Raw genomic sequence first — 12,978 nt, forward strand, 5'->3', positions numbered from 1 at the left:
ATATTTAAAAGATTAACAAATCAGGAATTGGATGCAAAGATAGAATTTAATTCGAAATATCAAGAGGCGGTTATTTAGTTTGCAGGTTTGGGCCGCAACGTAGCTACAATTTCCATCGCCAGCGCTTGTTGCTTATGATTTAAACTGCGCGTATCTATTACCATAGAATTGTAAAGCATACCTGGCGAATTATCAGCTTTCTACTTGCCGTCCAGGATTGCGCGGCGGCCGGGGCCGTGGTCAATATACTGTAACCGAGTAATAATTGCAGTGCAAATCTCAGGCGGATCATCAGGTTGGTGCGGGTTAGGCGTGTTATAGGGTCAGTTTGTCTGCTCTCTGTTTGGATCTGTTTTAATGGGAATATTGATAGTGCAGGTAATCAACATCAATAAAACCGGCATCTTGCAGGTCGTTAAAACTGTAAATGGCCAGCCTGTCGCCCCTGTATGATCCCCATCTTAACTGATAGGTTTCGCCAATGGGTTTAAAATTCCTGCCATCCGTGCTGTACGTAAAATTACTTTTGCCATCCAGGCCCCACACTGTGCGTAACCAAATGTTATTGCCCTTGATGATGGGGCCGTCGGTTACGGCATTTTCAGTAAAGAACTGCAACTGTTTACCCCGGCTGGTTTGCACTACACCGGCCGCCGCATAATGGGGTGCTCCAAAGTGCGATAGCCCGGCGCGCTGGCCGTTAGCCATGCCGCTCAGGTCAATTTTAACGGTGGCCTCGTTGGCGTTGGTGCGGTAGCAGCGCTGGATTATGGTGTTTCCGGCATACAGCAAATCGTTTTTGAGTGGTTTGAAGGCGTGCAGCCTGAGCCAGCCTTTTCGCTGAGTTAAGGACCATTTGGCGGCGCGGGGCTGGTAGTTCCATTCCCACTGGGGGCCAGGCGTGTTGCCGTTAAACTCATCCGAACTTTGCGGAACAACCCGACCGGTGCCGGTTACGGGCATAGGGGCCTGCCACACCATTTCGCCAAGGCCCGCTGCATTAGGCCGGCCAATGATAGGCCAGCCATTAGTCCAGGTTACAGGTAACAGGCTCAATATCCGGCCCGACCAATCGCCCGAGCCATGGTGGGTCAAAAAGTACCACTTATCGTCAGCAGTCTGCACTAATCCGCCCTGGTTGGGTTCGTTAAATTGCGGCTGACCTTCGCTCAATTGCTGCGGGCCTTCGTAAGGGCCCCGAATATCTTTGGCCCGCTCCATCATAAGCACCCTTACGTCGTTGCGCACCTCGCTGAAAAGGTGGTAATAATAGCCATTAATTTTGTACAGCTTGTTTGCCTCGCTGCCCTGCGACTGGTGGATCACCTTGTCGCTTTCCCGGTCAATCACCGAGCCATCGGCCGACATTTTAAACAGGTGGATTTTATAGTTATCGGCAAACCTGGTGCCTATCAGGTAGCCCTGGCCGTCATCATCCCAAAACGGGCAGCAATCGTCCCAGCCTTTTTCGTTCAGTACATGTTTTAAAGGCGCCCAGGGGCCTTCAGGCCGTGTGGCCGAACTCATAAAATAGCCCTCGTCCGGATCACCGAAGTAGATCCAGAAACGGTTGTTATGATAGCGTATGGCCCCCGCCCAGATCCCACGGCCATAATGGTCCATCCTGGTATAATTCATAGCGGGCGAAATCACCGAAATATCGTTGACAGCGTGGCCCAGGATGCGCCAGTTTACCATATCCTTAGAGTGCAGGATCACAAAACCAGGGGAATACTGAAACGTAGAGGACACGGCATAATAGTCAGTACCCACCCGGATGCAATCCACATCGCTGTAATCACCAGGTAAGACAGGGTTACGGTAAGTACCGTCAAGTTGGTCGCCCCAGTGAGTCCAGTTGCCCCATAGCGGAGCTACTTGTTTAGGCTGGCAACAGGCTTTATTAAAACAAAGCAGGGCTGAAACAAGGCCAGCAATAATGGGCGCAAAAGAAATATTACCGAGCATAGTATTAAAAAATCAGGGAAAGCTTAGTTTTCATTTTCCGGTTTAAAATTCTGTAACGTCATAACCCGTTTAAACAAAGTTTATAATTGCACCTCAATTGACCCGGCTTATCAAGCACTGTAAAAATCCGGGCTTTCCGACCGCAGGCATACCAAAATTGATGGTGCAACCAGCAGACATGATCGTCGGTTTGTTTGCTCAGGCTAAATGGTTGATACGAATTTATGGGTATCAAAAAGAATATTGTTGTTCCAAATAGACTTTTTGTTATATAAACCCGACCTGACGATGTCAGCATTTCCGGCTATGCTAATATTTTTAAAAGGTTATTCTAACCTAACCTGATCAAATTTGACCGTTGTAGATACCGCTTCAAGCCCCGAAAAAACGATTATGCCGGCTTCTGTCAGCGATAGGTTTCGCGCAACAGTCCCGATCAGTTGCCAATCTTTGCCATCTGCGGAATAAAATGAGTTTACCTGGTTTTGTTCCTGAACTAACTTTAGCCAGCAACCGCCCGTCATGCGGTTAAAAGATACTACAGGTTCTTTTACATTGAGCGTTGCTCCTGCCTGTGTTAAACTATCGCCCGGGTGAAGCCGAGCCGTACAGGTTACTACCCATTTGGGGGCCTCAAGTTGTTGCAAAACTTCTGGATAGATAAGCAAATTTACCCCGATCCCCTTTTCCTTCGCAGACTGCCTGAACGAAATGCCGAAACCGGTGAACTGCGAAGTCAACTGCGGCTGATAATGAACGGCGAGCGTTTGATAAGGCACTAATTTGTGATGGATGTAGGTAGCCTGCTCTTCGTTTCCGGTAAATCCCATGCCGGTACCTTCAACAGTAAAACCAGAATCCAATGACCGTGCTTGTCCTTTTTTTGATTTGGGGTCGAGATCGGTAACCGACCATCCTGCGGGCAATCCCGCTGTAACAGCAGCAGGATAGGCGTCCCTACTTTTACCTTTATTATTCACCGCCGATACGGTATACACGTACTTGCGCCCCGAGGCTACATTTTTATCCTTAAACTGTGCATTGATAACCCTGGAGGAGATTATCTTAAACTTTCCTTTCCTGTTGACTGCCCTTTTAACCTGATAAAAAATGGCTCCCCGTACCGGTACCCACGTCAATTGAATGGATCTGTTCTCAGGCATAGCCGTCAATCCCGACGGTGTGCACGGCTTAACCTTTGCATAGGGGTCAATAGTTTGCAGGCTGCGTGAGTACAATAAAGTACCAAAGCCAATATGGTCTGCACCCGGCGTGCCTTGCGGTTCCGGCCGTACCTTTTCAGCAGCTTTCTGCGTAAAAGTGGCCGTTTTATTCGCCCGGTGAACATAGTGATTAAATACCTCTTCATAAACCGCACGCAGTTTGCCGCGCCCTTCTGTAGCTATCTGAGCATGCAAATATTTTCCGGTCCGGTCCATTGCGGGCAAATAAGGAACATTCTCCCCCAAATTATATTTCGCGGTGTACTCGAAGCCCCTGAGCAGGCGATCATTGAGTATACCGTAAAGGTTTAGTCCCTGTTGCCACGCTATCTCGGCGCAATCGGCAAGATGCGCAATACCCAATTGCGTATGCGACTGGTCTCTTCCGCTTTCCTGGCACTGTCCTTCTTCATTAATAATATAATTGGGCAGGCTGCCGTTGCCTTCGCCGTATTGATAGTAAACAATCGCGCGTTCAAACATTGGCCGGTCATTGCAGAATACTGCTATGGCCATCATTGTTTTTAGTGCAGCTGAATCCCAGTTGCCGTTAGCAAAAAGTGCAAAATCTTTAATAACCGGATAAATCACTTCTTTAAAGTGCTTCTCAGCCTGCTTAATTTTGACAGGTGCCCAGTTTGAATTGGTATAGCGCAAAATTTCCGCGGCATTAACCATTTTGAACGGTCCAAGACCGGCCATTAATACGGCGTCACGGCCTGTTATGGATTTTAATTTCGATGCCCAGGCATCAACAATTTGTTTTGCTTTTTCCGCATAACGTTGATCGGCTGTTATGGTCCACATGATGGCGTTCTGATAGGCCGCATTGGCGTCAGCATCATAAACACCCTGGCCCACGGTAGGATTTCGGCCAACCATCTCCATTGGCCCTTGCATTTTATAATCGAACTGCGACTGGCGATTATCTTTTAATTGATTATAGCCCGTAAAAATGGGCTCAATGCGCATGGCAACGCCGTTTTTTATTCTGGCCAGGTCTTCGCGGCCTTGAAGCAGCCCCGGATGGACAAACTGTTGTGCTGTTGAAGTTTGAAAGCAAAACAACAGCGCTGAAGCATTAATAAGATACCTGACAACTGTTTTCATAAACGTGTCTTAAATAATTAAAATTGAATATTTTTTTAATCTCGTCGAAAATTTAAACCAACCGGCCCTGCGGATATTACAAAAGGCCCGGTAATACGCCAATTGTGCCTAATGTTTATCATTTGTTATAGTCATTATAAGTGACAAATCGGACGCCTTGCACACGTTCAGCCCGGAAGATACTCACTATATCAGCAGGAAAGCACACAGTACAACTCTTAACAGTTTTTTATAAAAAAGGCACATACAGGAAAGACATTTTTTACCTTTTTTTATACTCATTACTATTGCCGCAATGACTTAAAAATGGAACAATAGTCTTGTTTTGATAATTCGGCGCCTTTGATCATGTCATCTAAAGTCTAATCACAATATGGATAATCAGCTATTCGATATCTGCAATGAGCGTTATCAATATGGCGATTTTGCACATTCGTTGTACGATTAGTTACATACAGGACATCCGGGCGAATGCTGTAATCATATTTTTAGGTCTTATATTCATTTGTACACTGATGACTTTCAAATCCATTATTTCCCGTTGTAGTTTAATAGTTGTTTGTTCTTTCTTCTGGTATCATGGCGCTATAGCTCAGTTCAGTAAGGTAGAAGATATCAAGCCGGCCCCTTACCCCCAGGATGCAGCAACCCTGGTTAGAACTTATGTCAATCCGGTGCTCGCCGGGGATCATCCGGACCCGACACTCTTAAAGGTTGGCGATGACTTTTACATGTGCGGCTCCAGTTTTCATTTCGTCCCTAACTTACCAATTCTTCATTCCAAAGACCTGTTGCATTGGGAGCTCATTTCAAGGGTTGTGCCCGCGGATTGGGATGAGTTAAAGTCCGGGGCGCCGGGTGCCGGCATTTGGCAAGGCGCAATAACCTATTTTTATGGCGTTTATCGTATTTATTTTTCAAACAGCGCAGGAGGCGGGCAATACATGTCAAGCGCCACGAAACCGTCGGGGCCATGGTCTGCGCCTGAAAAAGTTAAAACAACCCCGGATACAGGTCCTATCGGCTACGATAATTCTATTTTCGTAGATGACGACGGCACACCTTACATGATCATTAAAGCCAGTCAGACAGCTAACCGCATACAGCAGATCGATCGTTCTGGCCACCTGACAGGCAAATTGATTAACCTGGACTGGATCAATCACGACAAGAAATACAGCTGGGCTGAGGGCCCTGTGATGTGTAAGAGAGACGGCTGGTATTATTACTTCATGGCTGGTGATGTTACAGGCGGGCAGTATGTACTTCGTTCAAGATCACTTACTGCGGATTCAGCGAAATGGGAGAACCTTGGAAAAATATTCGCATTTTCAAAAGATCCGGATAACAGGTTCAGATCAGTCAATCACATGTCGTCTCCATTTCGGTTAAGTGACGGTACCTGGTGGTGTATCGCGCAAAGTTACGATGCACCCAAAGGGGATGACTGGAGCGGCCAGGGAAGACAGGACCTGATTTTGCAGGTTCAGTGGACAGCCGACGGCCATCCTTTTGTTCCTTATCCCTCAGATATGCCCCTTACACGTCCAAATCTTACAAATAACGGCCTGGCCTGGCGCTTACCGAGGTCGGATGAATTTTCAAGTTCAAATTTGTCGTTGTATTGGCATTTTTTCAACAAGAACGCTGCTCAACAGTATTCAGTCACTGACAATAAAGGCTGGCTTAGGCTTAAGCCGAAAATTGGCAGGACCCACATTCTGCAAAAAGAGGCGGGACATTATTATTCGCTCGTTACGCGGGTAAGGCTGAATGCCCTGGCATCAGGGCAAGAGGCGGGGATTTACCTTGCTTCCGGCAATGAATCGGTAAACGTGCGTCTTTGTACTGGGTTTGAAGAAGGCAGAAAAACATTCAATTTCGCGATGGGCGGCCAGTCGTTCAGCACAGAAAACAAAATTGGGGAAAGCGTATGGCTGAAGCTGGAGCGAAAAGCGCATGAGCTAACCGGTTACTACAGTTCTGATGGTCTGCAATGGCATCAAATCGGTACGGTCATCAATGCAAGTGAACTGGACAAAGCCCAGCCTAATTTTAATTCGTGGGTAGGTACCAGCCTGGGCCTTTTTGCTGAAGGCAGGGAAGCGGATTTCGATCTTTTCGTTTATAAAGACGGTTATTCGGAGCAGCCTTTAGCAGGCGCCAATAATTATTGGGGCGTTACGTTATCTCAGGTTGATGGCGCTATCTTAAATAATGATGCCGGAGGTTGGGTGATGTTGGGCGGAGTGGATATGGGGAGAGGGGCAAACAAAGCAACCAATATTTCTTTGACCGCCGCGGCGCTTAGTAACGGCAGCGTTGAAATATGGATCGATGACCTAAACAAAGACGGCAGGAGAATCGCGGTTATACCGGTTAAAAGTACAGGCTCATTGAATAAATGGTCGGCCATATCTGCAAAGATACCCGCCATTGCCGGTCAGCATGATCTATATGTCAAGATAAAAGGATCTAAGAATGCTTTGGCAATAAGATCATTATTGTTTAAATAAGCTGCCCCAAACTAATTAATCATAAAGGCAGGCGTTCTCAGTGCTTTCCGATTGCCATCCATGGGCGGAAAAAAGATAATAAATTAATTAGCTACGGTCTTTAGTTTAATTGAAGGCCGTAGCTTATTCTAAATTTATTTTGATTTAAACGGGTCAATCAGGGCAATACTGCCGTCTGAACGATGGTAAAGCGGCGTTACCTTAACATTTCTCAGGTGTGTTTTGCCGGAGATTTCCGTGTCGTGGTAAAACAGGTACCATTTTCCTTTAAACTCTACGATAGAATGGTGCGTGGTCCAGCCCTGCACCGGTTTCAAAAATATTCCTTTATAGCGGAAGGGGCCGAATGGCTTATCACTTGTAGCGTATGCCAGGTAATGCGTGTCACCTGTAGAGTAGGTGAAATAGTATTTGTCTTTAAATTTATGCATCCAGGGCCCTTCAAAAAAACGCCTGTCATGGTCTTTTCCCAGCAGCGGGCGCCCGCTCTCGTCCAGGATAATAACATCCTTCACCGGCCCCTCAAATTGCTTCATATCCGAACTTAGCCTGACCACTTTACAGCTGAGCGCCGGGGCATCATCGTTCTGAAGGTCGGTTTTGGAACCGTTGGGCTGGTATTTACCCGTGGCCCATTGCTGTAACTGACCTCCCCAGATACCGCCAAAATACATATAACTTTGGCCATCCGAATCTGTATAAACCGCCGGATCGATACTAAAACTGCCTTCAATTGGTTGTGGTTCGGCTTTAAAAGGCCCGGCGGGATCTTTGGAAGTAGCAACGCCAATACGGAAAACATCTTGTTTATCCTTCACCGGGAAGTAAAGGTAATATACGCCATTTTTGTAAGCACAATCCGGCGCCCATAGCTGCCTTCCCGCCCAGGGGATATTTTTTATATCGAGGGCTACCCCGTGATCGGTTACCGGCCCGTTGATATGATCGAGCGAAAGGATATGATAATCCCTCATCGCAAAGTGATCGCCGCTACCGTTGTCGGTTACGGCTGTGTCAATGTCATGAGAAGGGTAAATATAAATTTTACCATTGAAAACATGTGCGGAGGGGTCTGCGGTATAAATCGATCTGATGAGGGGAGGAGATAAAAATATTTGTTTTTCTTTTGTTTGGGCGGCGGCCTGACTTACGGTGAAAACCGCCGCCATGAGTGTGCAGATAAGTTTAAATTGGGTTTGTTTCATCTTTGTTAATATTGTTTTCCAAAGGCAGCAGGCAGGGCATTTATACTTCGATGTTTAATTTGACGGGGCTGGATAGCCCCGGTTGTCCAGCATTTTTTTCATCATATCGCCGGCCAATTCCCTGTTATATGCTTATAGCGAAATAGCTACTACAAGCCATCTTATTAATTACTCAAATAATGCGGTATGTTTTACCTGCCAGGGTTGGAAGGTCATATAAATAACTTTTCGGGAGTTTTACGTTTAGATCTTTATCATTTTTTTGATAATGGGTTGCGCGATGTCGGTGATACGATAGAATCCATTGCTGTTAACACCGTTTGCTTTTTTAACATCCGGTTGTTCAGCAGTTCGTTAACACGCAGCCGGCAATTCCCGCCAAGGGCCGAATGTATAACGAGCTTTGTTAGGTGACGGCCTGACCATGCCAGGTCTATCTTGAATCCGCCACGGGCCATCAGCCCGTTTACACTGCCTTTATCCCAGTCGTCGGGCATAGCAGGCAACAGGTAGATTGCAGCATCATGGCTTTGCATCAACATTTCGGTGATCCCCGAAGTGCAGCCAAAATTGCCGTCAATCTGAAATGGGGGATGTGCGTCAAATAAATTGGGATATGTGCCTCCGGATCTGGTCATGACTGGTTTTATCTGGTCTTTGATTAGCTTGTAAGCGTGATTGCCATCCAATAACCGGGCCCACAAATTAATCTTCCAGGCCATTGACCAGCCGGTAGATACGTCACCGCGGTATACCAATGAATTTTTGGCCGCGGCGAATAATTCCGGATGTATAAAAGGAGATATCTGGTTCCCCGGGAAAAGTCCGTAAAGGTGCGATACGTGGCGGTGATTGTCAGTTGGCCGGTCAAGGTCGTCCAGCCACTCCTGCAATTGCCCGTACCGGCCCACCTGCATTGGCGGCAATTTTTCGCGCAGCGCTTTCAGCGAATCGGCAAATGTTTTGTCCGTATTCAGGTCTGCCGCAGCATATATAACATCTGTAAATAAGCCATATACCAATTGGTTATCCATCGTGGTCCCGGCAGCAACCGACACCTCATGGCTCCCGGTTATGTATTCGTGCTCGGGCGAAACGGACGGGCTTACGACGAGCCAGCCATGATCCGGTTCTTTTTGCAGCACATCAACGAAATAGGCAGCGGCACCTCTCATTACCGGGTAATATTGCTTCAGAAATTTTTTATCTCCTGTGAAAAGATAATGTTCCCACAGATGCTGGCATAGCCAGGCATTTGCGGTTGGCCATAAACCCCAGAATGCGCCGTCCACTATACCGGTAATCCGCCAGATGTCTGTATTATGATGAAGCATCCAGCCCCTGGCCCCATACATCTGCCTGGCTGTTGCCTTACCGGTTACGGAAACATCTTTGACGAGGTTAAATAAAGGCGTGCCCAGCTCAGACAGCTGGGTGGCCTCAGCCGGCCAATAGTTCATTTCAGTATTGATGTTGACGGTATACTTACTATCCCACGGGCCTTTCAGTTCCCCGTTCCATATGCCCTGGAGGTTGGCCGGTTGTGATCCCGGTTGTGACGAACAGATCAGCAGGTAACGCCCGAATTGAAAATACAGTTCGGCCAGTTGGGCGTCGTTGTTACCTGCAAAGTTTTGTATCCGCACATCTGTGGGCAGCTTGATCGCATTTGTCATGCCCAGGTCCAGTTTTATTCGGTTAAAGTACGATTGATAAAACCTGATATTAGATTGGCGCAGGGTATTAAACGATTTGGTACAGGCAGCCTGCATATCGTTGCGGGCCCGCCCAGGCGCGTTTCCTGACAGGTCGTGATAGTTGATGAAATTAGTGCCGATGGAGAGATAAATAGTCGCCGTGTCCGCATGGGCGATGGTCATCCCGGAAGTATCTGTTTGTATAGTACCCCCATGATTTTTTGCACGGGCGATCATGTTAAACCTAACCTGGCCTTTTTGATTTTCGTGATCGCTGCTTTTACCTGAAAGAACGATTTCCTGGTTAGCTGCGGTAAGCTCTTGTACAAGCGGGCTCTGGAGCCTTACCTTGCAATTGATCATTCCCGGTTTATCAGCACTCAGCCGTACCAGTAACACATGTTCTTTGAACGACGTAAAGTATTCCCGCTTATACTGAACACCTCCCGAGCTGTACCGTACTGTAGCTGTGGCATGTTCGATATCCAGGTCGCGGTAATAATTGCTAACATCTGTCTGGCCGGGAAAATTGATATACAAATTTCCGGCGAGTTGATAGGGCATGCCGCTGTTGCCCTTCGGGCCGAGATATTTATTGGCAGCCGCCTGCGCCTCCAGGTATTTTTTTGCGCCAAAAGCACGCGTACTTCTTCAATATGAGGCTTAGCGGCCGAATCAATGTTGTTGTTAGGGGCGCCTCCCCAGATGGTAGATTCGTTGAGCTGGATGCGTTCCTGCTGTACGCCGCCAAAGACCATTCCACCTATAAAACCATTCCCTATCGGCAGGGCCTCATTCCAGTTGGTGGCGGGCCTGGTGTACCATAGCCTATAACGCAGATCCCGAAGAGCGGATTGACTGTTTTGGCCCCAGGCAACGGCACAAAAAAGGCCTGCAATTATTGCTAAAAATGTCTTTTTCAATTTTATCAGTTTAGTTATGACAGGGGTATACAAGCCCGTGCCGGTTTGCAAGTCAGTTTATTGGGTTATAGCGGCAAGTCACTTTTTTAAGTATGGCTGCTTTTTTCTTACAATATATTGACTATTAGCCTTATGAACAATATTTTATCCCCGGATTAATTATCCCGATTGATTTTCGAACAAGCTCCGTTTTAAAGAAAACAGGGTTCGCCGAATAGGCCTGCGCAATACAATTGCGCAAATGTTAAACCGGAAAGCTGCATTAAGCCGTATAAATTGCCCCTCAAACACGAGAAAGATCATCGAATAATTTATGCAAATGCTGTGCGCTAAGCATTACCGACCGGAAGAAATTAAGAGGCTGTTCACAATTGAACAGCCTCGTTAAAAAATCATTATTTCTCCAGCTTAGTAGCCCGGATTCTGGTAGGCAGCCTTATCAGCAGCGCTCATAACCAATGCATCTATTTGCCCCTGCGGAATAGGGCGAAGATAGAGATGTGAGTCGATGGAACGTGTAACTTTAACCGGCGTATGGTCACCAAAGGTGGTTCCTGCAATTGTAAAGGAAGCAGCAAGTTCCCCCCACTTTTGTGTCCGTACCAGATCGAACCAGCGGCCGCCTTCTGCATAAAATTCCGGGAACGCTCCGCTAATACATAGTTCATGTCGATAATTGCGGGCGTAGCCGCCATCATAGCCTGGCTATCGTCTTCAATCTTTACTACATTACCATTATTATTGAAACGCCACTTGCCTGCGCGTGCCCGCAGCACGTTAACGAGTTCACGTGCGGATTTTCCTGGTTTAACAGTGGCGCCTTTAACTGCTGCCTCTGCTGCGATCAGGTATAGCTCCGAGAATTTTGCAATTGGATAAGGACGCGTACTACCGGCATTTGGCTGTCCCAAACCTGTGCCGTTATCTGTACGATAAGGCCCCAGTTTCCAGAGTCCCGGATAAATTATCCGGCTTATATCGCCAGGGTTGACCACCCAATCTGATCTACCTGGCAGCAGCCCGGCACCAACATTCCCGTTTCCTTTGGCATATACCACGTTCGGATCGTCATTATCCAGGAACGAGAGTATCGCGCCCCCTGTGCAACGGGCAAGCCGTTGGCGTTAGCTAAGGTCTGGGCCGTATTTCCGCCCTTTTGCCAGTTTCCGCGATATACGGTTGTGAAAGTTCCGTCATATCGTGAATCGTTCACTTTATCAGCGAAAGTGTTTTTCAGTACTTCAACAGTAGGGGCCATACGAACCCAGGGCCGGCCCAAATGTTGATCTGCCTCACGCAGAACAGAGTTCACCCCGCCACTGATTATGTTGGGATAGTTCCAGGTCATCATCCAGCCGGCAAAGTTATCCGGAGCGCCGCCGCTTCCGTAGGTCAAACTCGAACCGTTATATTTTTCACTGCTTTGAGTATGGTCTGCATAAAGCACCATTTCGCTGTTACGGTCGTTTGTGCCAACATTCACATCGTAAAATGTTGGCTGTAATTTGAACGAGCCCGGATTATCAATTGCGGTGGTGGCGATATCGTAGGCGTTTTGAAAATACCACGCAGCATCGTGTCCATTGGGATCTGTCCGGTTACTTGCAGGGTAGGTCGGGATACTATTGGGATTTTGCAACCACCATGCATAAGTTAAATAGGCCTTAGACAGGAAAAGACGAGCTGCCGTTTTGGTCAGTCCGCCGGTTACCCGGCCGGTTTCCGGCAAATCATTGATCGCCTGCAGCAGATCCGGGAAAATCGCCTTTGTATAAACTTCGGGTACGGTATTACGCACTGAAGTCCTTGAAGGCGTGATATTAAATTTCAACGCTCCCGAACCCAGATCAAGCGGTACGCCGCCGTAGGATTGCACCAGCAAAAAATAATCAAATGCCCTGAAGAAGCGGGCTTCAGCAATCAGAGCGCTGGAAATCCCCACGGCACTGGCGTTTTCGATTACACCGCTGGCAGTGTTGATGTCTGTAAAAGACTCGCCCCATATGATACTGGTAGGATAACTGGTTGAAGATATGATACCGACGCCTGAGCAATCCAGGTCTTTGAAGTTTCCGTCGGCGCTCTGGCCCCATGTAGCTTCATCGGTACCGGTAACACCCGAATTATAGTAATAAGCTTGCCCGTAAATATTACGCAGGTGCGCGTACATGGCTGTTAATCCCCCATTTACACCCTGTACCGTTTTAAAATATTCCGGGGTGAAGGAGGAACGCGGTTGTTCATCAAGCACTTTTTTACATCCCGTAGATAAGACCGTTAGCAAAAGCGTGGATTTTATGACGCTTTTTATCTTTAAAGTTTTCATGTTGATAATG

6 protein-coding genes and 2 pseudogenes are annotated in these 12,978 nt (G+C 47.3%); 1 reads left to right on the forward strand and 7 read right to left on the reverse strand.

Going from position 1 to position 12,978, the window contains the following annotated elements; all coding sequences use genetic code 11:
* Window positions 1-354: 354 nt before the first annotated feature.
* Entirely contained in the window at window positions 355-1,968 is a 1,614-nt protein-coding gene (locus ACRQ5D_RS07320) for a glycoside hydrolase family 43 protein (RefSeq protein ID WP_091169649.1), read from the reverse strand.
* Between the two features lie 326 nt (window positions 1,969-2,294).
* The gene (locus ACRQ5D_RS07325; protein WP_091169647.1) at window positions 2,295-4,301 is read right to left on the reverse strand and encodes an alginate lyase family protein; all 2,007 of its coding nucleotides are present in this window, start codon (window positions 4,299-4,301) and stop codon (window positions 2,295-2,297) included.
* A gap of 515 nt (window positions 4,302-4,816) precedes the next feature.
* Between ACRQ5D_RS07325 and ACRQ5D_RS07330 the strand changes: the two genes are divergently transcribed.
* On the forward strand, window positions 4,817-6,817 hold the full coding sequence (locus ACRQ5D_RS07330) for a family 43 glycosylhydrolase (protein WP_176844488.1): 2,001 nt from the start codon (window positions 4,817-4,819) through the stop codon (window positions 6,815-6,817).
* 134 nt (window positions 6,818-6,951) lie between these two features.
* Here ACRQ5D_RS07330 and ACRQ5D_RS07335 read toward each other — a convergent pair whose 3' ends face one another.
* The 5 genes and pseudogenes from ACRQ5D_RS07335 to ACRQ5D_RS07355 form a co-directional block, all read right to left on the reverse strand.
* Window positions 6,952-8,022, reverse strand: coding sequence for a glycoside hydrolase family 43 protein (locus ACRQ5D_RS07335; RefSeq protein ID WP_091169641.1), 1,071 nt, complete (start codon window positions 8,020-8,022; stop codon window positions 6,952-6,954).
* Window positions 8,023-8,276: 254 nt separating this feature from the next.
* Window positions 8,277-9,902: a glycosyl hydrolase family 95 catalytic domain-containing protein gene (locus tag ACRQ5D_RS07340; protein WP_431200965.1), complete on the reverse strand. Its 1,626-nt coding sequence runs from the start codon at window positions 9,900-9,902 to the stop codon at window positions 8,277-8,279.
* Window positions 9,903-10,693, reverse strand: a pseudogene (locus ACRQ5D_RS07345) (glycoside hydrolase family 95 protein); the annotation flags it as partial.
* Window positions 10,694-11,050: 357 nt separating this feature from the next.
* A pseudogene (locus tag ACRQ5D_RS07350) lies at window positions 11,051-11,700 on the reverse strand (RagB/SusD family nutrient uptake outer membrane protein).
* The gene (locus tag ACRQ5D_RS07355) at window positions 11,616-12,968 is read right to left on the reverse strand and encodes a RagB/SusD family nutrient uptake outer membrane protein (protein WP_431199334.1); all 1,353 of its coding nucleotides are present in this window, start codon (window positions 12,966-12,968) and stop codon (window positions 11,616-11,618) included. The pseudogene ACRQ5D_RS07350 and the gene ACRQ5D_RS07355 overlap by 85 nt, the downstream one beginning before the upstream one ends.
* Between the last annotated feature and the right edge of the window lie 10 nt (window positions 12,969-12,978).

Origin of the sequence: Mucilaginibacter sp. P25, from assembly GCF_050859465.1 — a bacterium.
GTDB classification, from domain to species: Bacteria; Bacteroidota; Bacteroidia; order Sphingobacteriales; family Sphingobacteriaceae; genus Mucilaginibacter; species Mucilaginibacter gossypii.

What these genes read in the sequence shown, in the direction of transcription:
- ACRQ5D_RS07335 (WP_091169641.1), bottom strand. Translation starts at nt 8,022, where the DNA reads ATGAAACAAACCCAATTTAAACTTATCTGCACACTCATGGCGGCGGTT.
- ACRQ5D_RS07325 (WP_091169647.1), bottom strand. Translation starts at nt 4,301, where the DNA reads ATGAAAACAGTTGTCAGGTATCTTATTAATGCTTCAGCGCTGTTGTTT.
- ACRQ5D_RS07330 (WP_176844488.1), top strand. Translation starts at nt 4,817, where the DNA reads ATGACTTTCAAATCCATTATTTCCCGTTGTAGTTTAATAGTTGTTTGT.
- ACRQ5D_RS07320 (WP_091169649.1), bottom strand. Translation starts at nt 1,968, where the DNA reads ATGCTCGGTAATATTTCTTTTGCGCCCATTATTGCTGGCCTTGTTTCA.
- ACRQ5D_RS07355 (WP_431199334.1), bottom strand. Translation starts at nt 12,968, where the DNA reads ATGAAAACTTTAAAGATAAAAAGCGTCATAAAATCCACGCTTTTGCTA.
- ACRQ5D_RS07340 (WP_431200965.1), bottom strand. Translation starts at nt 9,902, where the DNA reads ATGACCATCGCCCATGCGGACACGGCGACTATTTATCTCTCCATCGGC.